21 protein-coding genes and 1 pseudogene are annotated in these 22,107 nt (G+C 72.1%); 5 read left to right on the plus strand and 17 right to left on the minus strand.

All coding sequences use genetic code 11. The annotated features are described in order from the left end of the window. A pseudogene (locus GTW67_RS08920) lies at positions 1-149 on the minus strand (aminoglycoside phosphotransferase family protein); the annotation flags it as partial. Positions 150-337: 188 nt separating this feature from the next. On the opposite strand from GTW67_RS08920, the gene GTW67_RS08925 reads away from it, so the two are divergent. The 4 genes from GTW67_RS08925 to GTW67_RS08940 are packed head-to-tail and all read left to right on the plus strand — an operon-like array spanning position 338 to position 4,646. After that, complete coding sequence (locus tag GTW67_RS08925) at positions 338-1,273, plus strand: ABC transporter permease subunit (protein WP_161164266.1); 936 nt, start codon at positions 338-340, stop codon at positions 1,271-1,273. Next, positions 1,270-2,103, plus strand: coding sequence for an ABC transporter permease subunit (locus GTW67_RS08930; protein ID WP_161164267.1), 834 nt, complete (start codon positions 1,270-1,272; stop codon positions 2,101-2,103). The genes GTW67_RS08925 and GTW67_RS08930 overlap by 4 nt, the downstream gene beginning before the upstream one ends. Then, positions 2,103-3,386, plus strand: a complete 1,284-nt coding sequence (locus GTW67_RS08935) for an ABC transporter substrate-binding protein (RefSeq protein ID WP_161164268.1) — start codon at positions 2,103-2,105, stop codon at positions 3,384-3,386. Before GTW67_RS08930 ends, GTW67_RS08935 begins: the two co-directional genes overlap by 1 nt. Positions 3,387-3,443: 57 nt before the next feature. Then, positions 3,444-4,646, plus strand: a complete 1,203-nt coding sequence (locus GTW67_RS08940) for a glycosyltransferase (RefSeq protein WP_161164269.1) — start codon at positions 3,444-3,446, stop codon at positions 4,644-4,646. A gap of 72 nt (positions 4,647-4,718) precedes the next feature. Here the strand turns inward: GTW67_RS08940 and GTW67_RS08945 are convergent, their stop codons facing one another. Further along, the gene (locus GTW67_RS08945; RefSeq protein WP_161164270.1) at positions 4,719-6,968 is read right to left on the minus strand and encodes an MMPL family transporter; all 2,250 of its coding nucleotides are present in this window, start codon (positions 6,966-6,968) and stop codon (positions 4,719-4,721) included. Between the two features lie 555 nt (positions 6,969-7,523). Between GTW67_RS08945 and GTW67_RS08950 the strand changes: the two genes are divergently transcribed. Further along, positions 7,524-8,078, plus strand: a complete 555-nt coding sequence (locus tag GTW67_RS08950) for a DUF1697 domain-containing protein (RefSeq protein ID WP_161164271.1) — start codon at positions 7,524-7,526, stop codon at positions 8,076-8,078. 6 nt (positions 8,079-8,084) lie between these two features. Here the strand turns inward: GTW67_RS08950 and GTW67_RS08955 are convergent, their stop codons facing one another. The 15 genes from GTW67_RS08955 to GTW67_RS09025 all read right to left on the minus strand — a co-directional run. Continuing rightward, a complete protein-coding gene (locus GTW67_RS08955; RefSeq protein ID WP_161164272.1) occupies positions 8,085-8,831 on the minus strand; it encodes a sirohydrochlorin chelatase in 747 nt (248 codons plus the stop codon). An 8-nt stretch (positions 8,832-8,839) separates the two neighbouring features. Continuing rightward, a complete protein-coding gene (locus tag GTW67_RS08960; RefSeq protein WP_161164273.1) occupies positions 8,840-9,736 on the minus strand; it encodes an ABC transporter permease in 897 nt (298 codons plus the stop codon). Continuing rightward, on the minus strand, positions 9,723-10,511 hold the full coding sequence (locus tag GTW67_RS08965) for an ABC transporter ATP-binding protein (protein ID WP_161164274.1): 789 nt from the start codon (positions 10,509-10,511) through the stop codon (positions 9,723-9,725). The genes GTW67_RS08960 and GTW67_RS08965 overlap by 14 nt, the downstream gene beginning before the upstream one ends. Positions 10,512-10,545: 34 nt before the next feature. Continuing rightward, a complete protein-coding gene (locus GTW67_RS08970; protein WP_161164275.1) occupies positions 10,546-11,649 on the minus strand; it encodes an aliphatic sulfonate ABC transporter substrate-binding protein in 1,104 nt (367 codons plus the stop codon). Positions 11,650-11,888: 239 nt separating this feature from the next. Further along, positions 11,889-13,244 carry a sulfate adenylyltransferase subunit CysN gene (gene cysN / locus GTW67_RS08980; protein ID WP_161164276.1) on the minus strand — a complete coding sequence of 452 codons (1,356 nt, stop codon included), beginning with the start codon at positions 13,242-13,244 and terminating at the stop codon, positions 11,889-11,891. 2 nt (positions 13,245-13,246) lie between these two features. Beyond that, on the minus strand, positions 13,247-14,194 hold the full coding sequence (gene cysD / locus GTW67_RS08985; protein ID WP_161164277.1) for a sulfate adenylyltransferase subunit CysD: 948 nt from the start codon (positions 14,192-14,194) through the stop codon (positions 13,247-13,249). Next, positions 14,191-14,760, minus strand: coding sequence for an adenylyl-sulfate kinase (gene cysC, locus GTW67_RS08990; RefSeq protein ID WP_161164278.1), 570 nt, complete (start codon positions 14,758-14,760; stop codon positions 14,191-14,193). The genes cysD and cysC overlap by 4 nt, the downstream gene beginning before the upstream one ends. A gap of 1 nt (position 14,761) precedes the next feature. Further along, entirely contained in the window at positions 14,762-15,472 is a 711-nt protein-coding gene (locus GTW67_RS08995) for a phosphoadenylyl-sulfate reductase (protein WP_161164279.1), read from the minus strand. Then, positions 15,469-15,648: a hypothetical protein gene (locus GTW67_RS09000; protein ID WP_161164280.1), complete on the minus strand. Its 180-nt coding sequence runs from the start codon at positions 15,646-15,648 to the stop codon at positions 15,469-15,471. The genes GTW67_RS08995 and GTW67_RS09000 overlap by 4 nt, the downstream gene beginning before the upstream one ends. After that, positions 15,645-17,342, minus strand: coding sequence for a sulfite reductase SirA (gene sirA / locus GTW67_RS09005; protein WP_161164281.1), 1,698 nt, complete (start codon positions 17,340-17,342; stop codon positions 15,645-15,647). Before sirA ends, GTW67_RS09000 begins: the two co-directional genes overlap by 4 nt. 126 nt (positions 17,343-17,468) lie before the next feature. Continuing rightward, complete coding sequence (locus GTW67_RS38465; protein ID WP_343234115.1) at positions 17,469-17,552, minus strand: putative leader peptide; 84 nt, start codon at positions 17,550-17,552, stop codon at positions 17,469-17,471. A gap of 127 nt (positions 17,553-17,679) precedes the next feature. Continuing rightward, entirely contained in the window at positions 17,680-18,252 is a 573-nt protein-coding gene (locus GTW67_RS09010) for a GNAT family N-acetyltransferase (protein WP_161164282.1), read from the minus strand. A gap of 94 nt (positions 18,253-18,346) precedes the next feature. After that, a complete protein-coding gene (locus GTW67_RS09015; protein ID WP_161164283.1) occupies positions 18,347-19,645 on the minus strand; it encodes a hypothetical protein in 1,299 nt (432 codons plus the stop codon). Positions 19,646-19,797: 152 nt separating this feature from the next. Further along, positions 19,798-21,117 (minus strand): GAF domain-containing protein, encoded by a 1,320-nt coding sequence (locus GTW67_RS09020; RefSeq protein ID WP_161164284.1) that lies wholly within the window; start codon positions 21,115-21,117, stop codon positions 19,798-19,800. A gap of 341 nt (positions 21,118-21,458) precedes the next feature. Further along, the coding region (locus GTW67_RS09025) for an acyl-CoA dehydrogenase family protein (protein ID WP_272920475.1) at positions 21,459-22,107 on the minus strand (649 nt) is incomplete at its 5' end.

The raw sequence follows: 22,107 nt of genomic DNA on the forward strand, positions 1-22,107 counted from the left end.
GCGAGTCCGGCGTCGCGGCCCACCTTGACCGCCAGGTCGCCGGCGGCGAAGACCGCGTTCTCGCCGAGGGCGAGCAGCCGCGCCTCCCGCGCCGGGCCGGGCAGCACCTCCGCCGCGGCCAGCACCTCCCGCGCCCGTGCCTCGTCCATCGTCCGCCCTCCGTGTCCGTCCGTGCCCGTCCGCGTCCCTGCGGGGCGGCGGCACCGTCACGATCCCGCCATCCGTCGGCCAGTGTCGCATTCGCACAGGTGGGAGCGTGTGCGCGGTCCCTTGACGGGGCACAGCGCCTTCACGACCATGACCAGGCCCGTCCGAGCCGCGCGAAAGGGCTGACCACGTGACACCGGTGACCGAGGTGAGGAGACCGGCGCGCCGCGCGCCCGGCAGGGACCGGCCACGGCGCGGCCCCGACCACGGCGCCTGGTTCCTGGTGCTGCCCGCGCTGATCCCCATCCTGGTCCTCAGCGTCGGACCGCTGCTCTACGGCATCCTGCTGGCCTTCACCGACGCCCAGTCCGGACGCACCGAGCCCACCCGCTGGATCGGCACCCTGAACTTCCAGGACCTGCTGCACGACAGCCTGTTCTGGGAGTCGTTCCGCATCGGGCTGGTGTGGGCCCTCGGCGTCACCGTGCCGCAGTTCCTGCTCGCGCTCGGCCTCGCCCTGCTGCTGAACCAGAACCTGCGGCTGCGCTGGCTCGCCCGCGCCCTCGCGATCATTCCCTGGGCGATGCCCGAGGTCGTCGTCGGCATCATGTGGCGGCTCGTGTACAACCCGGACGCCGGCATTCTCAACGAGACCCTGCGCGACCTCGGCCTCGGCGACGGCCGCGACTGGCTCAGCGGCCTGGCCACCGCCCTGCCCGCCGTCATCGTCGTCGGTGTCTGGGCCGGCATGCCGCAGACCACGGTCGCTCTGCTCGCCGGCCTCCAGAACACCCCGCGCGAGCTGCACGAGGCCGCCGCCGTCGACGGCGCCGGTGCCTGGCGCCGCTTCCGCACGGTCACCTGGCCCGCCCTGAAGCCGGTCGCCCTCGCCATCACCGCGCTCAACCTCATCTGGAACTTCAACTCCTTCGCCCTGGTCTACGTGCTGACCAACGGCGGGCCCGGCGGCCGGACCCGGCTGCCCATGCTCTTCGCCTACGAGGAGGCCTTCCGCTATGGGCAGTTCGGCTACGCGGCGGCGATGGGCTGCGTCATGGTCGCCGTGATCTCGGTCCTGCTGGCCGTCTTCCTCGTCGGCCGGCTCCGGGGAGGTGACGAGGCGTGAGGACGTCGACCGGAGCCCGCGTCGGCCAGTACGCCGCGCTGCTCGCCTATCTCGTGTTCCTGGCCTTCCCGTTCCTGTGGCTCGTCTCCACCGCGTTCAAACCGCCGCGCGAGCTGGCGAGCCTCCACCCCACCTGGATCCCGAAGGACCCCACCCTCGACAACTTCCGGCAGGCCTTCGACGAGCAGCCGCTGCTGCACGCCGCGCTCAACTCGCTGCTGGCCGCGCTCGCCGCCGCCGTCGTCGCCGTGGTGATCGCGACGCCGATGGCGTACGTCATGGCCCGGCACCGCGGCCGGCTCACCAGGGCGGCCACCGGATGGGTCGTGGTCAGCCAGGCCTTCCCGTTCGTCCTGCTGATCATCCCGCTGTTCCTGGTCCTGAAGAACCTGCGGCTGATCAACTCCGTGCCCGGGCTGGTGATGGTGTACGTCGTGTGGTCGCTGCCGTTCGCCCTGTGGATGCTCGCGGGATACGTCCGGGCCGTGCCGGCCGAGCTGGAGGAGGCCGCGGCGGTCGACGGGGCCGGGCGGCTGCGCACCCTCGTCTCGGTGACCGCGCCGCTGCTGGCGCCGGGGATCGTGGCGACGGCGCTGTTCGCGTTCATCACCGCGTGGAACGAGTTCTTCTTCGCGCTGGTACTGCTGAAGACACCCGGGAAACAGACCCTGCCGGTCGTGCTCACCCACTTCATCGGGGCCGAGGGCGTCGCCGACCTCGGACCGCTCGCGGCGGCGGCCTTCCTCGCGACCCTGCCCTCGCTGGTCGTCTTCGCGCTCATCCAGCGGCGGATCACGGGCGGCATGCTCGCCGGGGCGGTGAAGAGCTGATGCGTACGAGGACCATCACCCTGCTCATCGCGCTCGCCCTGCTGCTCACCGCCTGCACCGGCGCCGGCGGCGACGCCGACGACGGCCGGATCACCCTGCGCTTCCAGTCCCTGGCCTGGCAGGAGGAGTCCGTCGAGGCCAACAAGGAACTGGTCGCGGAGTGGAACGCGGCCCACCCGGACGTGCGCGTCGAGTACGTCCAGGGCAGCTGGGACAGCGTCCACGACCAGCTCCTCACCTCCTTCGAGGGTGGCGAGGCGCCGGACATCATCCACGACGCCTCCGACGACCTCGCGGACTTCGCCTACGGCGGCTACCTCGCCGACCTCACCGGCCTGCTGCCCCAGCGGCTGAAGAACGACATCCCGCGCCACAGCTGGGACACGGTCACCTTCGGCGACGGGATCTACGGCGTCCCGTTCCTCCAGGAACCCCGGGTCCTGATCGCCAACACGGCCCTGCTGAAGAAGTCCGGCGTCCGGATCCCCACCCCCGAACGCCCCTGGAGCTGGCCGGAGTTCCAGCGGGTGACCGAGAGGCTGAGCGGCGACGGGAGGTACGGCGTGGCCTGGCCGCTCAAGGAGCCCGTGTCCGCCACCCTCAACCTGTCGCTGTCCACCGGCGGTCAGCTGTTCCACCGCGACGCGGACGGCAGGGTCACCGTCCGCTTCGAGGAGGCCGACCAGGTGGTGCCCCGCACCATCCACGACCAGGTCGGCCGGGACCGCAGCGCCTCGGCCTCCACCCTGGGCAGCGGCGGCTCCGACACCCTGCCCGGCTTCTTCGCCGGCAAGTACGCGATGGTGCCGCTCGGCTTCTCCTACCGCCAGCAGATAGAACAGCAGGCCCCCGAGGGCTTCGACTGGCAGGTCCTGCCCGCCCCGGCCGGCGCCGACGGGCTCGTCCAGGGCGTCAGCCCGCAGACGCTGTCCGTCGCCGAGGACAGCCCGCACAAGAAGGAGGCCGCCGCCTTCGTCGACTTCCTCCTCCAGCCGGACAACATGGTCCGCCTCGCCCTCGGCGACTGGATGCTGCCCACCGGCACCCGGGCGCTGGCGGACCCGGCCCTGCACACGCCCGAGCACGGCTGGGCCACCGGCACCGCCCTCGCCGCCCAGCTGCGCCCGGCACCCGCGCAGACCGTCCGCGGCTATCCCGAGTGGAAGGACAAGGTGGCCACCCCCGCGCTCCAGGAGTACTACAGCGGGGCGATCGGCATGGAGGAGCTGAGGGAGCGGCTGGAGGAGGACGGCAACCTCGTACTCGCCCGCTACCAGCGCTGACACGGCGCTCACGGAAACACCTTGCACGAGACGTCTCGTCTCGCATACGGTCGTGGCATGACCAGTCGCGCCCATATCGCCATGTTCTCCATCGCCGCACACGGCCACGTGAACCCCAGCCTGGAGGTGATCCGCGAGCTCGTCGCACGGGGGCACCGGGTGACGTACGCGATCCCGCCGCTCTTCGCGGAGAAGGTCGCCGGGACGGGCGCCGAACCCAAGCTGTGGAACAGCACGCTGCCCGGCCCCGACGCCGACCCGGAGGCGTGGGGCACCACGCTGCTCGACAACGTCGAGCCCTTCCTGAACGACGCCGTCCAGGCGCTGCCCCAGCTCATCGACGCGTACGAGGGCGACGAGCCGGACCTGATCCTGCACGACATCGCCTCCTACCCGGCCCGCGTCCTCGCCCACCGCTGGGGCGTACCCGCCGTCTCCCTCTCCCCGTGCCTGGTCGCCTGGGAGGGCTACGAGCAGGAGGTCGCCGAGCCGATGTGGGAGGAGCCGCGCAGGACCGAGCGCGGCCGGGCGTACTACGCCCGCTTCCACGCCTGGCTGGAGGAGAACGGGATCACCCAGGACCCCGACCCGTTCCTCGGCCGGCCGGACCGCTCCCTGGTCCTGATCCCCAAGGCGCTCCAGCCCAACGCCGACAGGGTGGACGAGAAGACGTACACCTTCGTCGGCGCCTGCCAGGGCGACCGCACCGCCGAGGGCGCGTGGACGCGTCCCGAGAGCGCCGAGAAGGTCGTGCTGATCTCCCTCGGGTCCGCCTTCACAAAGCAGCCCGCCTTCTACCGGGAGTGCGTCAGGGCCTTCAGCGACCTGCCGGGCTGGCACGTGGTGCTCCAGATCGGCAGCCACGTCGACCCCGCCGAGCTGGGCGACGTACCGGACACCGTGGAAGTGCGGTCGTGGGTGCCGCAGTTGGCGGTCCTCCAGCAGGCCGACCTGTTCGTCACGCACGCGGGCGCCGGCGGCAGCCAGGAGGGACTGGCCACGGCCACCCCGATGATCGCCGTACCGCAGGCCGCGGACCAGTTCGGCAACGCGGACGTGCTCCAGGGGCTCGGCGTGGCCCGGCAGCTGGCCACCGAGGACGCCACCGCCGAGGCGCTGCGCACCGCCGCCCTCGCCCTGGTCGACGACCCGGAGGTGGCCGCCCGCCTGAAGGAGATCCAGGCGCGGATGGCCCAGGAGGGCGGCACCCGGCGGGCCGCCGACCTGATCGAGGCCGAGCTGGCGGCGGCGCGGTCCTGACCGCGCGCCGGTCACGGCGAAGGGCCCGTCGGTTCCCCCGAACCGACGGGCCCTTCACCGTGTACGGACCGCTCAGACCCCGACCCGCTCGCCCTCGTCGTCCCGGGCCACCGGAGCGACCGCCTCGGGCGCCTCGTCGTGCGTGAGGTCCGGCAGCCGGTGCAGCCACTTCGGCAGGTACCAGTTCCGCTCGCCGAGCAGGGCCATCACGGCCGGCAGCAGCACACCGCGGATGATCGTCGCGTCGATCAGCACCGCCGCCGCCAGGCCCACGCCCATCTGCTTCATGGACTGCATGGACAGCGTGCCGAAGATGGCGAACACGGCGACCATGATGACCGCGGCACTGGTGACGACCCCGGCCGTGGTGACCACGCCGTGCTGGATCGCCTCCCGGGTCGTCCGGCCGCGCAGCCGCGCCTCACGGATCCGCGAGACCACGAACACGTGGTAGTCCATCGACAGGCCGAAGAGGATCACGAAGAGGAACAGCGGCAGCCAGGTGACGATGGCACCGACACCCTCCGCGCCCACCAGCGACGCGCCCCAGCCGTGCTGGAAGACGGCGACGAGGATGCCGTACGCCGCGCCCACCGACAGCAGGTTCAGCACGATCGAGGTGATCGCCACCGTCAGGGAGCGGAACGACAGCAGCATCAGCAGGAAGGCGAAGACCACCACGAACGCGAAGACCGGCGCGACCGAGCCGACGAGCTGGTCGTTGAAGTCCTTGTTCCCGGCCACCTGCCCGGTGATCGGGGCCTCGACGCCGTCGACCTTGCCGAGCGTGGCGGGCCGTACGTCGTCGCGGAGCTTGTCCAGGCTCTCGCCGGCCTTGTCCTGGTCCGAGCCGCCGACCAGCGGGACGTGGATCAGGGCGACGTTCTGCTCGTCGTGCATGGTGATGTCGACCGGACCGCGCGAGGCACCCGAACTGATCGCCCGGTCCCGGAAGTCGGCGAGCGCGGTCCGCACCTCGGGCGCGTTGATGTCGTCGGCCCTGACGACCACCTGGGCCGGGTCGGAGCCGCCGGGGAAGGCGTCGTTGACGCGGTTGTAGGTCCCCACGATGGGCAGGGAGTCGCCGAACTCCTGGTCCAGGGTGAGGTTCTGCGTCTTCATGCCCAGCGCGGGCGCGGCGACGGCCAGCAGGGCGCCGACGGCGACCGCGGCGGACAGCAGCGGCTTGGCCAGTACGCGCTTCAGCACGGCCGTCCAGAACCGGCTGCCCTCGTTCGTGCCACTCGGCCGGCGCCGGCGCAGGAACGGGACGCGCCCCTTCTCCACCCGCTCGCCCAGCAGCGACAGCAGCGCAGGCAGCACCGTCACGGAGCCGACCATGGCGACCGCGACGACCATCAGCGAGGCCAGGCCCATCGCCTCGAACTCGGCGATGCCGGTGAACAGCATGCCCGCCATCGCCACGCACACCGTGACACCGGAGACGACGATCGCCCGGCCACTGGTCGCGGCGGCGATCCGCAGCGCGGTCTGGGCGTCCCGGCCCGCGGCACGCTCCTCGCGCTCACGGCGCAGGTAGAACAGGCAGTAGTCGACGCCGACGGCCAGACCGACCAGCAGCATCACGGAGTTGGCGGTGTCGCTCATCGGCTGGAAGTGGCTGACGAGGCCCATCAGACCCATCGTCGCCATGATCGCGGTGATCGCCAGCGCCACCGGCACCAGCGCGGCGACCAGCGCGCCGAACGCGACGAGCAGGATGCCGAGGGCCACCGGCACCGCGGAGTACTCGGCCTTCTGGAAGTCGTCGCCGAACGCGTCGTCGAACGTCTTCATCATGCTGGCGCCGCCGATCTCCTCGATCCGCAGCGACCCGTGGTCCTTCTGGACTCCCTCGACGGCCTTCAGCACCGGCTCGACGCGCTCGCCGGCGGTGTCCGCCTCGCCGCGCATGTCGAACTGCACCAGCGCGCTGCGGCCGTCCTTCGAGATCGTCCTCGCCTCGTACGGCGAGGTCACGCCGGTGACCTCGCCGGTGCCCTCCACCGCCTCGACGACCGCGGTGACGGCGGCGCGGAACTCGGCGTCCGTGGCCGTCAGCTTGCCGTCCTTCGCCTGGATCAGGACGGTCTCACCGGCCGGTTCGTCGATCCCGGCGTCCTCGACGATCCGGGCGGCGGTGTGCGTCTCGCCGCCCATCTGGTCGCTCTCGTTGACGTCGACCCGGCCGGCTGCCGAACCGAGCCCCATCGCCAGGACGACGAACAGTACCCAGATCCCGACGGCAGCCCATCGGTGCCGGGCGCTCCAGCCGCCGGCCCGGGCGGCGATCCCCCGCACCCGTGTGTCTCCGTTCCCCATGACGGGCTTGCCCCCTCGTCTGCGGTTGCGGCCCCTGCCGCCACCTTCCGCTTCGACGGTATGGCCCGGACAGGTCCGTCTCGTCGTGCTCACCGGTGAAGTGGGACGGGCCCGGCTCATCCCCTCGCAGGTCCGATCTCACCGCTGGGGAGGACGACGGTCCCTTACATCTATCCGGCCCTCTCGGGGGCGGTGATCAGGGTGCGCCCGGAGGCCGGGATTCCGCCAGGTTTCCTTCCGCAGGGTTGTTGAATAAGTCACAGGCGCGTGTAGTGGTTGAACCCCGCCCCGCGGATCGGCGAGAGTAACGCGCACGTCCGCCCGGCGGACCGGCCGTCGTGCCCACCCCCACGGGGCACGACGGCCGTAGGCCCTGTCGTCACATTCCCGCCTGCACGGCGGCGCCTGGCACGCACGCTCGCCGCGTTGCCGAACCGCCTACGTGGCTCCGCCACGAAGGCGCTCCGGCGCCTTGCGATCGCACGCACCAGACGCCGCCGTGCCCGCCCTTCGGGCGGACGCCGGGAATGTGACGACAGGACCTATGGTGTGCCCATGACGACGACGTATGCGGCGCTGCTGCGCGGGATCAACGTGGGCGGCGCGAAGAAGGTCCCGATGGCCGAGCTGCGCGCGCTGCTCGAAGGTCTCGGGCACGACGCCGTACGCACCCATCTCCAGAGCGGGCAGGCCGTGTTCACCTCCGGCCACGGGGACGAGGAGTCCCTGGCCGCCGAGTTGTCGCAGGCGATCGAGAAGCACTTCGGCTTCCTCGTGGACGTCATCGTGCGCGACCACGCCTATCTGCGGGCCGTCGCCGAGGCCTGCCCCTTCCCCGCCGCCGACCTGGAGCCCAAGCAGCTCCACGTCACCTACTTCTCCGCGCCGGTCGGCGAGGAACGCTTCGCGTCGCTCGACCGGGCCGCGTTCCTCCCCGAGGAGTTCCGGCTCGGCGACCGCGCCCTGTACCTGTACGCCCCGGACGGCCTCGGCCGCTCCAAGCTCGCCGAGGCACTGTCCAAGCCCCGCGTGAACAAGGGTGTGATCGCCACCAGCCGCAACTGGAACACCGTCGTCAAGCTGGTGGAGCTGACCGCGCCCGGTGCTTGACCGGCGTCAGGCGCCGACCGCGACCAGGGCCGGCAGGGCAGCCGCCCGGGCGGCGTCGTAGCGCTTCAGAAGCAGCCGCGCCACCTCCGGAGCCGGGCCCAGGACGTCCGCCAGCACGTCCGCGCCGGCCGCGCCCCGCGCGATGCGGTCCGGCAGGAAACCGGGGGCCAGCACGTACGGGGCGACGGCGACACGCGCGCAGCCGGCGGCACGCAGTTCGCGGACCGCGTCCTCGGTGCGGGGCAGGGATGCGGAGGCGAACGCAGGCCGCACGGCGCACCAACCGGTGCGCCGCCACTCCCGCGCGATTTCTGCGATCACTGCGATCGCCTCCGGGTCGGAGGACCCCGCCGAGGCCAGCACGACCCCGGTCGAGGACTTGTCGGCGGGCGTGAGTCCCGCCTCGTACAGGCGCCGCTCCAGCGCCGACAGCAGCAGCGGCGAGGGCCCGAGGACCTCCGCCTGCCGGATGCGCAGCCGCGCCGGCGCGTCCGCGAGGACGGCCGGGATGTCGGCCTTGGCGTGGAAGGCGCGGGTCAGCAGCAGCGGCAGCGCCACCACGTCCCGCACCCCCTCCGTCTCCAGGGACTCCAGGACGCCCTGCACGGAGGGGACGTTGAAGTCCAGGAAGCCGGTCTCCACCCGTACGTCCGGGCGCAGCGCCCTGACCCGGCGGACCAGGGCGTGCACGGTCGCGGCGTGCCGCGGATCGCGGCTGCCGTGGGCGATGACCAGCAGGACCGGCGTGGACATGTCGTACCTCAGCTCTTCACCAGCAGACCGCGGCTGCGCAGCACCCACCGCTCCAGCGGACTGAAGATCAGCAGGTCGATGGCGATGCCGACGACCAGGATCAGCAGGATGGCCTCGAAGACCATGGCCATGTCGCTGGCGTTGCGGCCGTTCTCCAGCAACTGGCCGAGGCCCACGCCCAGGTCGGGGAAGGACGCGATGATCTCCGCGGCCATCAGGGAGCGCCAGGAGAACGCCCAGCCCTGCTTGAGCCCCGCCACATAGCCGGGCAGCGCGGCCGGCAGCACGATGTGCCAGGTGCCCTTCAGCCCCGTCGCGCCCAGCGTGCGGCCCGCCCGCAGGAAGAGCGGGGAGATCTGGTCGACGCCGGAGACGAGGCCGTTGGCGATGGACGGCACCGCGCCCAGCAGGATGACGGCGTACATCATCGAGTTGTTCAGGCCCAGCCAGATCACGGCCGGCGGCACCCAGGCCACCGACGGCAGCGACTGGAGCCCGGACAGGATCGGGCCGATCGCCGCCCGCACGAACTTCACCCGCGCCACCACCAGCCCGAGCGGGGTGCCGATCAGCAGGGCGAAGCAGAAGCCGAGCAGGCCGCGCGAGACGCTGGTCCAGATGTAGCCGAGCAGGTCGCCCTGGAGCCAGGCCTGCTGGACGACGTGCCACACGTCGGACGGGGCGGGCAGCTTGGACGGGTCGTCGACGATGCCGAACGACACCAGCCCCTGCCAGATCGCCAGGACCAGGAGCACCGCGACCGTGGGCGGCAGGATCTTCTCGACGAAGGTCTGCCGGAACGGCTTGCGGCCCTGCTGCACCGTCTCCAGTGCGTCGAGGCCCGCCTCCAGACCGGCGAGGTCGCCGGCGTCCTTCGCCGGGCTGGTCGTCTCAGTGCTGGCCATGGCGGCGGATCTCCCCACGCAGTTCTTCGGTGATCTCGACGGACAGTTCCGCCACGGCGGTGTCCTCGATGCGGCGCGGGTGCGGGATGCCCACCGTCCACTCGCGCGCGATGCGCCCGGGGCGGGAGGACAGCAGCACCACGCGCTCGGCGAGCCGCACGGCCTCGCGTACGTTGTGCGTGACGAACAGGACGGAGAGCCGTGTCTCGCGCCAGATCCGGGTCAGCTCGTCGTGCAGCACGTCCCGCGTGATGGCGTCCAGCGCCGCGAACGGCTCGTCCATCAGCAGCAGCTTGCTCTCCTGGGCGAGCGCGCGCGCCAGCGCGACCCGCTGGCGCATGCCGCCCGACAGCTCGTGGACCCGCTTGCCGTAGGCGCCCTTCAGCCGGACGAGCTCGAGCAGTTCCTCGGCCTTGTCGCGACGCTCGGACTTCGGCACGCCCCGCAGTTTCAGGGCGAGTTCGATGTTCTTGCCCGCGGTCAGCCACGGGAACAGGGCGTGCTCCTGGAACATCAGGGCCGGCCGCCCGTCCGTGCTGATCGCGCCGGCGCTCGGCCTGTCCAGGCCCGCCACCAGGTTCAGCAGCGTGGACTTGCCGCAGCCGGAGGCCCCCAGGAGGGTGACGAACTCGCCGGGCGCGACATCGAGGGTGATGTCGTCCAGCACGAGCTGCTGTCCGGCGGGTCCCGCGAACGACTTCGAGACGTGCTCGATCCGGGCGGCGTGCGTGGCCGCACCGGTGCCGTCGGCGGCCTTGGCGAGGGTCGTGGCCATGGTCGTCACCTCCTGGGAATGGTCGGGTCCGGACTTACTTGACGCCGAGGCCGGCGTCGTCGACCGCGGGCTGCCCCTTGGCCTTGAGGACCTTGTTGAGCAGCGTGAGGTCGTAGATGCCCTGAAGGTCGGGCTCCTCCAGCAGACCCGCCTTCACGGCGTGCTCGGCCTGCGAGTCGAGGGTGGCGGCCAGCGGGTCGTCGGTGACCTCGATCGACTTCCACGCCGGGTCCAGGACCTCGGCCGGCAGCGCCTTGCCCGTGTCCTTCTCCAGCTGCTTGTTGGCCGCGGCCTTGGCCTCCTCCGGGTTGGCCTTGATCCACTCGTTGGTGTCGACCGAGGCCTTCAGCACGGCCTCGACGGCCTTCGGGTGCTCCTTGAGGAACTTCTGCGACACGATGATGTTCGTGATCACGAACTTCTTGTCCGGCCACAGCGTCGACTCGTCCAGCAGCACCTTGCCGCCCTCGGCGACCAGCTTGGAGGCGGTCGGCTCGGGCACCCAGGCGCCGTCCAGGGAACCGGACTTGTAGGCGTCCGGGGTGACCTTGTTGTCGCTGCGGACGACCGTCACGTCGCCCTTGCCGCTCTGCGCGTCGACCTTCCAGCCCTGCTCGGCGATCCAGTTGAGGAACGCCACGTCCTGCGTGTTGCCGAGCTGCGGGGTCGCGATGCGCTTGCCCTTGATGTCCTTCAGGGACTTGATCTTGTCGGGGTTCACCACCAGCTTCACGCCGCCGGAGGCCGAACCACCGATGATCCGCAGGTTCTTGCCGTCCGACTTGGTGTAGCCGTTGATCGAGGGGGAGGGGCCGATCCAGCCGATGTCGATGGACTTGGAGTTCAGCGCCTCGATCTCGGACGGGCCCGCGTTGAAGGTCGCGTACTTGGCCTCCGTGCCGCCCAGCGCCTTCTGGAAGAAGCCCTTCTGGTTCCCGACCAGGGCGGTGGCGTGGGTGATGTTGCCGAAGTAGCCGATGCGGACGGAGTCCAGTCCGTCGATCTTCTCGGCGCCGGCGGCCACCTTGGCGTTGTCGTCGCCCTCGGACTCGGAGCCGTACCCGCAGGCGGCGAGGGTGAGGAGCGGCAGGGCGGCTATGACCGCGAGGGTGCGGCGCAGAGCGGTGCTGGCAGGCACGGGAGGCTTTCCTCTCGTTGGCCCGGCGGTCACGCCTGTCGGTTCGTCCGAGGTGTCAGGTCGTGGCCGGGAGGTCGGCAGGTCTTCGGCTGTGCGGGTGGGGGGTGCGGGCGCGCGGGCAGTGCGCGTACGTCAGCGCACACATCGCGCCACTCCGCCCTGCCCGCTGCCGAGGGCGCCGCTGCCGACGCGGCCGCCCTCCTTCGCGAACGTGGAGTAGAAGTCGGGGGAGTTCATGCTCAGAAGTCCCACCCGTCGTCGTCCGACTCGTCCTTGACCGGCTCGGGCGCGGCGAAGGACTCGCCGGCCATGCCGGCGGTGAGCGTGGTGCCGTCGCTCGGGTCGATCAGGATGAACGAACCGGTGCGGCGGGAGTCGGCGTAGGAGTCGGCGGGCAGCGGCTCGGCGGTGCGGATCTTCACCCGGCCGATGTCGTTGGCGACGAGCTGCCCGGGGTGCGGGTGCAGCGACAGGTCGTCCAGCGTGAGGCGGGCCGGGATGTCCCTGACGATGGCCTTGACCGTGCGGGTGCCGTGCTTGAGCAGCACGCGGTGGCCCACGGTCAGCGGCGCGTCGGCGACATGGCAGACGGTGGCCTCGACGTCCTGGGTGGTGGCCGGGGCGTCCTTGCTGGGCACGATCAGGTCGCCGCGGGAGACGTCGATGTCGTCCTCCAGCAGCAGCGTCACCGACTGCGGCGTCCAGGCCGCGTCGACGGGCTCGCCCAGCAGGTCGATGCCGGACACCTTCGAGGTGCGGCCCGACGGCAGCACGGTCACCTCGTCGCCGACGCGGAAGGTGCCGGCGGCGATCTGGCCCGCGTAGCCCCGGTAGTCGGGGTGCTCGGCGGTCTGCGGCCGGATCACGTACTGCACGGGCAGCCGGGCGTGGCAGTGCGCCAGGTCGTGGCTGACCGGGACGGTCTCCAGGTGCTCCAGGACCGTCGGGCCGCCGTACCAGTCCATGACCGCGGACGGCTCCACCACGTTGTCGCCGGCGAGCGCCGAGATCGGGATCGCGGTGACCTCCGGGACGCCCAGCTCGGTCGCGTACGCCGTGAACTCCTCGGCGATGGCGGCGAACACGGACTCCTTGTACTCGACCAGGTCCATCTTGTTGACGGCGAGCACGACGTGCGGCACCCGCAGCAGCGCGGCGATCGCGGCGTGCCGGCGGGTCTGCTCGACGACGCCGTTGCGGGCGTCGACCAGGACCACCGTCAGCTCGGCCGTGGACGCGCCGGTGACCATGTTCCGGGTGTACTGCACGTGCCCGGGAGTGTCGGCCAGGATGAACCGGCGCCGGGGCGTGGCGAAGTAGCGGTAGGCCACGTCGATGGTGATGCCCTGCTCACGCTCGGCGCGCAGGCCGTCGGTGAGCAGCGCGAGGTCGGGGGCCTCCTGGCCGCGGCTAGCGGAGGCGCGCTCCACGGCCTCAAGCTGGTCCACGAGGACCGACTTGGAGTCGTGCAGCAGACGGCCCACCAGGGTGGACTTGCCGTCGTCGACGGACCCCGCGGTGGCGAACCGCAGCAGGGTGGTCTCCGACAACTGCTCGACCGACAGCGGCTCTACGGGCTCGGTGGTGCTGCTCATGTCTAGAAGTACCCCTCGCGCTTGCGGTCTTCCATCGCGGCCTCGGAGAGCTTGTCGTCGGCACGCGTCGCGCCGCGCTCGGTGAGCCGGGAGGCGGCGATCTCGGCGATCACCTTCTCGATGGTGTCGGCGTCGGAGTCGACCGCGCCGGTGCAGGACATGTCGCCGACGGTGCGGTAGCGGACCCGCCGCTCGACCACCGTCTCGCCGTCCTTCGGGCCGCCCCACTCGCCGGCGGTCAGCCACATCCCGGCGCGCGCGAACACCTCGCGCTCGTGGGCGTAGTAGATCTCGGGCAGTTCGATGCCCTCGCGGGCTATGTACTGCCACACGTCCAGCTCGGTCCAGTTGGACAGCGGGAAGACCCGGACGTGCTCGCCGGGGGCGTGCCGGCCGTTGTACAGGTTCCACAGCTCCGGGCGCTGGCGGCGCGGGTCCCACTGGGAGAACTCGTCGCGCAGCGAGAACACCCGCTCCTTGGCGCGGGCCTTCTCCTCGTCGCGGCGCCCGCCGCCGAAGACGGCGTCGAACTTCTCCGCCTGGATCTTCTCGGTCAGCGGCAGCGTCTGGAGCGGGTTGCGGGTGCCGTCCGCGCGCTCCTTGAGCACGCCCCGGTCGATGTAGTCCTGCACGGAGGCCACGTGCAGGCGCAGCCCGTGCTTCTCGACCGTGCGGTCGCGGTAGTCCAGGACCTCGGGGAAGTTGTGCCCGGTGTCGACGTGCAGCAGGGAGAACGGCACGGACGCGGGGGCGAACGCCTTCAGCGCCAGGTGCAGCATGAGGATGGAGTCCTTGCCGCCGGAGAAGAGGATCACCGGCCGCTCGAACTCGCCCGCCACCTCGCGGAAGATGTGCACCGCCTCGGACTCGAGGGCGTCGAGGTGGGAGAGGGCGTACGGGCTGCTCGCGGCGCCCTCGCCCTCCTTGACCGTGGCGACGGTCGTCGTCATGCCAGTCCCCTTTCGCTGAGCAGGGCGTACACCGCCGCGGCGGACTCCTGGACGGTCTGGTCCTGCGACTCGATGCGCAGATCGGGCGTGACGGGTTCCTCGTACGGGTCGTCGACGCCGGTGAGCCCCGTCAGCTCGCCCGCGGCCTGCTTGGCGTACAGGCCCTTCACGTCGCGCACCGAGCACACCTCGACCGGAGTGGCCACGTGCACCTCCACGTACGCGGTGCCGTGCGCCTCGTGCCGCTTGCGCACCGCGTCCCGGCTGTCCGCGTACGGCGCGATGACCGGGACCAGCGCGGTGACGCCGTTGCGGGCGAGCAGTTCGGCGACGAAGCCGATGCGCTGCACGTTGGTGTGCCGGTCCTCGCGGCTGAAGCCGAGGCCCGCCGAGAGGAACTCGCGGATCTCGTCGCCGTCGAGCACCTCGACGCGGTGGCCCTCCTCGCGCAGCCGGCCGGCCAGCTCGTGCGCGATGGTGGTCTTGCCGGCGCTCGGCAGACCCGTGAGCCAGACGGTGGCTCCGGTCGTCACGTGGTTCTCCTGAATCTCGGTGGTCGTCGTCATGTCAGCCGTGCAGTCCGCACTCGGTCTTGGAGCGGCCCGCCCAGCGGCCGGCCCGGGCGTCCTCGCCCTCCAGCACCCGGCGGGTGCAGGGCGCGCAGCCCACGGAGGCATAGCCGTCCATCAGCAGCGGGTTGGTGAGGACTCCGTGCTCGGCGACGTACGTTTGCACATCTTCCTGTGACCACTTGGCGATGGGGGAGATCTTCACCTTCCGGCGCTTCTCGTCCCAGCCGACCACGGGGGTGTTGGCGCGGGTCTCGGACTCGTCGCGGCGCAGGCCGGTCGCCCAGGCCAGGTAGCCGGCGAGGCCCTCCTCCAGCGGCTTCACCTTGCGCAGCGCGCAGCACAGGTCGGGGTCGCGGTCGTGCAGCCTCGGGCCGTACTCGGCGTCCTGCTCGGCGACGCTCTGGCGCGGGGTGAGCGTGATGACGTTGACGTCCATCACGGCCTCGACCGCGTCCCGGGTGCCGATGGTCTCCGGGAAGTGGTAGCCGGTGTCGAGGAACACGACGTCCACGCCGGGCAGGGCGCGGGAGGCGAGGTGGGCGACGACCGCGTCCTCCATGGAGGAGGTCACGCAGAAGCGGCTGCCGAAGGACTCCGCGGCCCACTGGAGGATCTCCAGTGCCGAGGCGTCCTCCAGCTCGCGGCCCGCCCGCTCGGCCAGCGCCTTGAGTTCCTCGGTCGTCCGCTGTTCCTGAGTGGCCGTCATGTCGGTTCCCCTCCCGTGGAGTTGGGCTGAAGTCCGCAGGCCATCAGCCCGAGGAACTTCAACTGGAATGCGCGGTTGCACGCCGCGCATTCCCAGGCGCCGTGACCTTCTTCGCTCGGCCGAAGGTCCTCGTCGCCGCAGTAGGGGCAGTAGAAGGGCGCGGCACGCTCGCTCATGACAGCGCCTCCTCCGAGGCACGGGCCGCCCAGGTGGCGAAGCGCTCGCCGTCCTCGCGCTCGGCCTGGTAGCGCTTGAGCACGCGCTCCACGTAGTCCGGCAGCTCCGCCGCCGTCACCTTCAGGCCGCGCACCTTGCGGCCGAAGCCGGGCTCCAGGCCCAGCGCGCCGCCGAGGTGCACCTGGTAGCCCTCGACCTGCTCGCCCTGGTCGTTCAAAACCAGCTGGCCCTTGAGGCCGATGTCCGCGGTCTGGATGCGGGCGCAGGCGTTCGGGCAGCCGTTGAGGTTGATGGTGAGGGGCTCGTCGAACTCCGGCAGGCGGCGCTCCAGTTCGTCGATGAGCGAGGCGCCGCGCGCCTTGGTCTCGACGATGGCGAGCTTGCAGAACTCGATGCCGGTGCAGGCCATGGTGCCGCGCCGGAAGGTCGAGGGCCGGGCGGAGAGGTCCAGCGCCTCCAGGGACTCCACCAGGGAGTCGACCTGGCCCTCCTCGACATCGAGGATGATCATCTTCTGCTCGACGGTGGTGCGGACCCGGCCCGAGCCGTGCGCCTCCGCGAGGTCGGCGATCTTCGTCAGGGTGGTGCCGTCGACGCGGCCGACGCGCGGGGCGAAGCCGACGTAGTGGCGGCCGTCCTTCTGTCGGTGCACGCCGATGTGGTCGCGCCAGCGGGTCGTCGGCTCGGCGGGCGCGGGACCGTCGGTCAGCTCGCGCTTCAGGTACTCGTCCTCCAGCACCTGACGGAACTTCTCCGCGCCCCAGTCGGCGACCAGGAACTTCAGGCGGGCGCGGTTGCGCAGCCGCCGGTAGCCGTAGTCGCGGAAGATCGAGATGACGCCCTCGTAGACGTCCGGCACGTCCTCGATCGGCACCCAGGCGCCCAGGCGCACACCCAGCTTGGGGTTGGTGGACAGGCCGCCGCCGACCCACAGGTCGAAGCCCGGGCCGTGCTCGGGGTGTTCGACGCCGACGAACGCCACGTCGTTGATCTCGTGCACGACGTCCAGCACGGGCGAGCCGGAGATCGCGGTCTTGAACTTGCGCGGCAGGTTCGAGTAGGCCGGGTTGTTCAGGACCCGGCGCTTCATCTCCTCCAGGGCCGGCGTGCCGTCGATGATCTCGTCCTCGGCGATGCCCGCGACCGGGGAGCCGATCATCACGCGGGGCGTGTCGCCGCAGGCGGTGACGGTGGACAGGCCGACGCCCTCCAGGCGCTGCCAGATCTCGGGCACGTCCTCGATCCGGATCCAGTGGTACTGGACGTTCTGCCGGTCGGTGATGTCGGCCGTGCCGCGCGCGAACTCCTGCGAGATCTCGCCGATGACGCGCAGCTGAGCGGTGGTCAGGGCGCCGCCGTCGATGCGGACGCGCAGCATGAAGTAGCTGTCGTCCAGCTCCTCGGGCTCCAGGATCGCGGTCTTGCCGCCGTCGATGCCCTGCTTGCGCTGGGTGTACAGACCCCACCAGCGCATCCGTCCGCGCAGGTCACCGGGGTCGATGGAGTCGAATCCCCGCTTGGAGTAGATCGTCTCAATACGTGTCCGTACGTTGAGACCGTCGTCGTCCTTCTTGGTCTGCTCGTTGCCGTTGAGCGGGGTGAAATGACCCATAGCCCACTGACCCTCGCCACGGTGACGGCTCACCTTGCGGCGGGGAGTCGTGGCAGCAGGCTTCGGCGGGGTGGCGGCCATGGTTGACACGTCCTTCGGGACAGGCGGAATGCGGCTCTGACCTGCGCGCGGGCGCATGGGTACACGTGCGCTTCGTTGCGCGGGAGGAGGCGAATGCGAGAAATCCGGGTGGTGCTGGAGGAGCTCTCAGCGCATCGGACAGATGGCGCTGGACATGCGGCCGAGGTCGACGTGCCGCCGACTCACCAAGGCGATTCCAGTTCCGGACATGACGGAAGCGTGGCACGGCGATCTGGACACAGTCCACCTTCGTCCAAAATGCGGACGCCCCTGTCCCGTAGAGCGAGACAGGGGTGTCGTGGCTCACACAGGCCGAAAAGGGACGCTTCGGAGCAGGTCAGGACGGGAAGGCGCCGGGCCAGGGACCCGGAGTGCGCACCTCCGGTTCTTCCTCGACCTTGGTGTCGAAGAGGCGGAAGCCGCGGCGCTGGTAGTTGTCCATCGCGAACTCGCCGTCCTTGCTGCACGTGTGCAGCCACACCCGCTTGGTCGTGGCCAGCCCCGGCCAGCGGTCCGCGAGATCCCAGGCGCGGGCGGTCCCGTACGACAGCAGGTGCCCGCCGATGCGCCGGCCGCGGAAGGCCGGGATCAGGCCGAAGTACTCGATCTCCACGACGCCGTCGTCCCCGGCCGTCAGCTCCACGTACCCGGCGGGCGTGCCCCGGTCGTAGGCCACCCAGGTCTCCACGCCGGGCCGCTGGAGGTGCTCCTGCCACCGCGCGTAGGTCCAGCCCAGCCGGTCCGTCCAGCGGATGTCGCCGCCGACGGAGGCGTACAGGAAGCGGCTGAACTCGGGCGAGGGCACCTCGGCGCGGACGATCCGCACGTCCCCCTCCGGGGCGGCGGCCGGCAGCAGATCGGCCGGCGCGGTCTGCTCCAGGGACCAGGTGGTCACGGCGATGTTGGTCATGCCGGTCAGGGAATCATCCGGCCGCGAGATCTGTCGATCCGGTCGCGCGCCCGGCGGATCCTGGTCGGAGTCCGCCGTGGAGGGGCCCCCGCCGTCAGCCGAGCGCCTCGTCCACCGAGGTCAGCGGCAGCGTGAAGAGCATGTCCCCCGACTGGGACCAGACCTCGTCGGTCCCCGCCCCGTACGACAGGGAACCCGGCGGTCCGCTCCAGCACTGGCGCGACGCGTCGGCACCGCACTCCGTGGCCCGCGCGCCCTCCGTGTCCTGCCGCCACAGCGTCCCGCGTCCGTCACGGTCGCCGGCCGGCCCGTCCAGGTACCAGTCGGAGCGCGCCGCGCCGGCCGGGCGGTGGGCCAGCACGCCGGCGACCTCGGTCGCCCCCGTCTCGTACGCCTCCCGCGCGTCCACGTGCCCGGCGGAGTCGGTGGCCGCCAGCCCGGCGTGGGCCGGGTCGGTGCCGAGCGCGTAGCGCCACAGGCGGGTGGGCCGGTCGGCGCCGGCGGGGACGTACTCGCTCGCCACCAGGCCGGCCGGGACCGTGCCGCGGTCCAGGGAGATCGCGGCGGGCCGCGCGGCGTCCGGCGTGTCGGCGAGGCGGTAGGAGGCGACGGCGGGCAGCACGTACCGGTGGCCGTACGCCGCCCAGCCGCCGGGCACCCGGCCGACCGCGCCGGCGTCGGCGCCGGCGCGCTGGATCCGGTCCACGTCGTACACGTACAGCGCGTTGCGGTCCCCGGTGCCGGCGGTGACCAGCAGCTTGTCCCGGTACCAGACCATGCCGGAGACGGGGGAGGTGAGCGCCCGGTAGTCGCGTCCGCCGTCCACCGGGACGGCGAGCAGCGCCGAGGTGTAGACGGGGCGGGCGGGATCGTCCGCGTCGACGAAGGAGACCCGGGCGATCCCGTCCCCGGACGTGCCGTCGTCGCGGCTCCAGGCGGACAGGACGACCCGGTGGGAGCCCCAGCGGCCGCCCGCGCCGGCGTCCGACGAGGTGGTGACCGCGCCCGGCCGCCAGCCCCGGGTGTCCTCGGCGTCCCAGCAGTAGGCGCGCGTGGCCGCGGGGGAGACCGGCAGGGCCTCGCGCTCCCCGGCCGCGCAGTCGGCGGCGTCGCGCAGGGTGCGGTCGGCGGAGCCGAGGACGGCGTCGGCGCCCACCGGCCCGCCCATCGCGGCGGAGAGCCGGTCGAGCCAGGGCGCGGGCACCCGGTGCTCGGTGAGCCGCAGCGCGTCGGTCGCGGCGAGCGGCTTCAGGGCGCCGGGGTCGCCGGCGACCGTGGCCTGCGAGGCGCTGATCATGGTGGCGGCGCCGGTGAGCGCGAGGGCGGCCCCGGTCAGGGCCGCGCGCAGCGCCCTGCCCCGACGGCGCCGGCGGTGTCTGCCGCGCTGCTTCATAGAACCTCCACGGGCCCCGATCCAACTGCGCCCGGTGTTCCGTGCGTTGACCGAGAAGCAGCGGGGGCGGTCCGTGGAGGATGCTACGGCAGGCGGAGGGGCCCGCGGAGCCGGACTCTGCAAATATGCGGAAACGAACCACCTTTCGGGGGCTATACGGGGCTGTCCGGGGCTGGTGGCGGCGGCCCGGCCGGGACCGGCGCCCGGCGCTCCGCCACCGCCGGCGCGGTCGAGCCGGGCAGCAGGTCGCGGGGATCGTCCGGGAGGAGGACCTCCACCTCGGCGTCGTCGCGGAAACGGTACGGCCGGTGCCGCAGATAGGCCCCGAGGTAGCGCCGGACCCGGGACATCTCGGCCCGCACCGTCACCGTGCGCGCCGGGTCGCCGAAGAGGTCCTCCGCCAGTTCCGCGGCGCTGCGTCCGGCGCGCCGGACGGCCAGCAGGTACAGCAGTTCGGCGTGGCGCGGGCTCAGTTCCCGCTCCCAGGGCCCGGCGCCGTCCAGCACCCGGACCGTCCAGCGGCGCGGCCGCCCGAGGTCGAGCACGATCCGGGGGGCTCCGGTGGGCACCGGCTCGGCGGCGACCCGTACCAGCCAGCCCTCGGCCAGCGGCTCCACGGCGCACTCCCCGAACGCCGGCAGCCACCGCGGACCCGCCGCCGGCGTCCCCGGCAGCACCACCCGCTCCGTGTACGGCATCCCCGTCACCGCGGCCGTCCAGCCGTCCCGGTCCACCACCAGCGCGCGCCCGTCGAGCCGGGCCAGCACCGGCGCCGCCACCGCGCGCAGCCGCTCCAGCGACCGCACGTGCAGCTCGCGCAGCCGGGCCTCGGCGAGCTTGGCCACCGAGTCGACCCAGGCGAGCGTGGCCGGGTGCATCGTCTCCAGCGGCCCGCTCACGTCGACCACGCCGAGCAGCCGGCCGCTGCGCGGGTCGGTGATCGGCGCCCCGGCGCAGGTCCAGGCCGCCTGGGAGCGCACGAAGTGCTCGGAGGCGAAGACCTGCACCGGCCGCCGGGTGACCGCCGGCGTGCCCACGCCGTTGGTGCCGACGACGTCCTCCCGCCAGTCCGCGCCGAGTTCGAAGCCGAGCCCGTCGGCCTTGCGCAGCACCGGCGTGCTGCCCTCCCGCCACAGCACCCGGCCCTCGTCGTCGGCGACCACCATGATGTGGTGGGCGACGTCCGCGACCGACAGCAGCCCCTCCCGCAGCACCGGCAGCACGTGCCGCAGCGGCGAGGCCTCCCGCCGGCGCCGCACCTCCTCCCGGGACAGCAGCCCGGCGCGGACGTCGTGGTCCGGGTCGACGCCGCCGCGCAGCATCCGCGCCCAGGACTGCTCGATGACCGGACGCGGCGCCGCCGGGGCGCGCGTGCCCGAGAGTCTGGCGGAGCGGACCTCGCTGAGCATCCGCGCCGCACGCGCCGTGTCGACGGCGGCGAACTGCGGCACGTCCATCGGCGAGAGCGCCACTGGTCCTCGTCCTTCCGGAAGCAGAAGCAGAAGCAGAAGCAGAAGCAGGGCCCGGGGCGAGGGCCCGCGCGGCCGGCCGGCGGGGAGCCCGTGATCGTCCCGGATGTTCGTCTCAATACTGACCGCTTTCCCCTGACGGACGGACACAGTCCGCACACAGTCGGCAGCAAGTTGCAACCCTTTGCAACCCTGGTGGACGGCCGTGACCGTGTCCGAAACTTGGGCCACGCCGTCTCGAGCGGCGTACGCGGCCTGAACGGGCCTGTGTGGCGGGGGTGGTGCCGTGTCGGCGCAGCACCACCCCCGTGCCGCGCGGTCTTCAGCGCGCCGCCGGGGCCGGATCAGGCCACCGGACGGGCCCGCTTCACGACCGACGCCAGGTCCAGGGTCGGCGGCAGCGTGCCGAAGGCCGCGCCCCCGTCGCCGCCCAGCCGCGAGGCACAGAACGCGTCGGCGACCTCCGGCGGCGCGTACCGCACCAGCAGCGAGCCCTGGAGCACCAGCGCCAGCCGCTCCACCAGCCGCCGGGCCCGCCCCTCGGCGGCCTCCAGATCGGCCAGTTCCGTCAGCAGGCCCCTGATCGCCGCGTCCAGCCGGTGGTCGGCTCCCCGGGCGAGGCCCACCTCCGTCAGATACGCGTCCATCGCCAGCGGCTCCCGCGCGAGCGCCCGCAGCACGTCCAGCGCCTGCACGTTGCCGGCGCCCTCCCAGATCGAGTTCAGCGGCGACTCGCGCACCAGCCGGGGCAGCCCGGACTCCTCGACGTAGCCGTTGCCGCCCAGGCACTCGGCGGCCTCCACCGCCACCGGCGCACAGCGCTTGGTCACCCAGTACTTCGCCGCCGGCACCGCCAGCCTCAGCAGCGCCCGCTCCCGCTCGCCCCCGTCGTCGTACGCCGCCGCCAGCCGCAGCGCGAGCGTGGTCGCCGCCTCCGACTCGATCGCGAGGTCGGCCAGCACGTTGCGCATCAGCGGCTTGTCGATCAGCTTA

Source organism: Streptomyces sp. SID5910 (genome assembly GCF_009862125.1).
Taxonomy (GTDB): Bacteria; Actinomycetota; Actinomycetes; order Streptomycetales; family Streptomycetaceae; genus Streptomyces.

Excerpts from the sequence above, each read along its gene's own strand:
- cysC (WP_161164278.1), bottom strand. The coding sequence starts at position 14,760 with ATGACGACGACCACCGAGATTCAGGAGAACCACGTGACGACCGGAGCC.
- GTW67_RS08945 (WP_161164270.1), bottom strand. The coding sequence starts at position 6,968 with ATGGGGAACGGAGACACACGGGTGCGGGGGATCGCCGCCCGGGCCGGC.
- GTW67_RS08995 (WP_161164279.1), bottom strand. The coding sequence starts at position 15,472 with ATGACGGCCACTCAGGAACAGCGGACGACCGAGGAACTCAAGGCGCTG.
- cysD (WP_161164277.1), bottom strand. The coding sequence starts at position 14,194 with ATGACGACGACCGTCGCCACGGTCAAGGAGGGCGAGGGCGCCGCGAGC.
- GTW67_RS08950 (WP_161164271.1), top strand. The coding sequence starts at position 7,524 with ATGACGACGACGTATGCGGCGCTGCTGCGCGGGATCAACGTGGGCGGC.
- cysN (WP_161164276.1), bottom strand. The coding sequence starts at position 13,244 with ATGAGCAGCACCACCGAGCCCGTAGAGCCGCTGTCGGTCGAGCAGTTG.
- GTW67_RS08965 (WP_161164274.1), bottom strand. The coding sequence starts at position 10,511 with ATGGCCACGACCCTCGCCAAGGCCGCCGACGGCACCGGTGCGGCCACG.
- GTW67_RS09010 (WP_161164282.1), bottom strand. The coding sequence starts at position 18,252 with ATGACCAACATCGCCGTGACCACCTGGTCCCTGGAGCAGACCGCGCCG.
- GTW67_RS38465 (WP_343234115.1), bottom strand. The coding sequence starts at position 17,552 with ATGTCCGGAACTGGAATCGCCTTGGTGAGTCGGCGGCACGTCGACCTC.
- GTW67_RS08940 (WP_161164269.1), top strand. The coding sequence starts at position 3,444 with ATGACCAGTCGCGCCCATATCGCCATGTTCTCCATCGCCGCACACGGC.
- GTW67_RS09015 (WP_161164283.1), bottom strand. The coding sequence starts at position 19,645 with ATGAAGCAGCGCGGCAGACACCGCCGGCGCCGTCGGGGCAGGGCGCTG.
- GTW67_RS09000 (WP_161164280.1), bottom strand. The coding sequence starts at position 15,648 with ATGAGCGAGCGTGCCGCGCCCTTCTACTGCCCCTACTGCGGCGACGAG.
- GTW67_RS08935 (WP_161164268.1), top strand. The coding sequence starts at position 2,103 with ATGCGTACGAGGACCATCACCCTGCTCATCGCGCTCGCCCTGCTGCTC.
- sirA (WP_161164281.1), bottom strand. The coding sequence starts at position 17,342 with ATGGCCGCCACCCCGCCGAAGCCTGCTGCCACGACTCCCCGCCGCAAG.
- GTW67_RS08955 (WP_161164272.1), bottom strand. The coding sequence starts at position 8,831 with ATGTCCACGCCGGTCCTGCTGGTCATCGCCCACGGCAGCCGCGATCCG.
- GTW67_RS08960 (WP_161164273.1), bottom strand. The coding sequence starts at position 9,736 with ATGGCCAGCACTGAGACGACCAGCCCGGCGAAGGACGCCGGCGACCTC.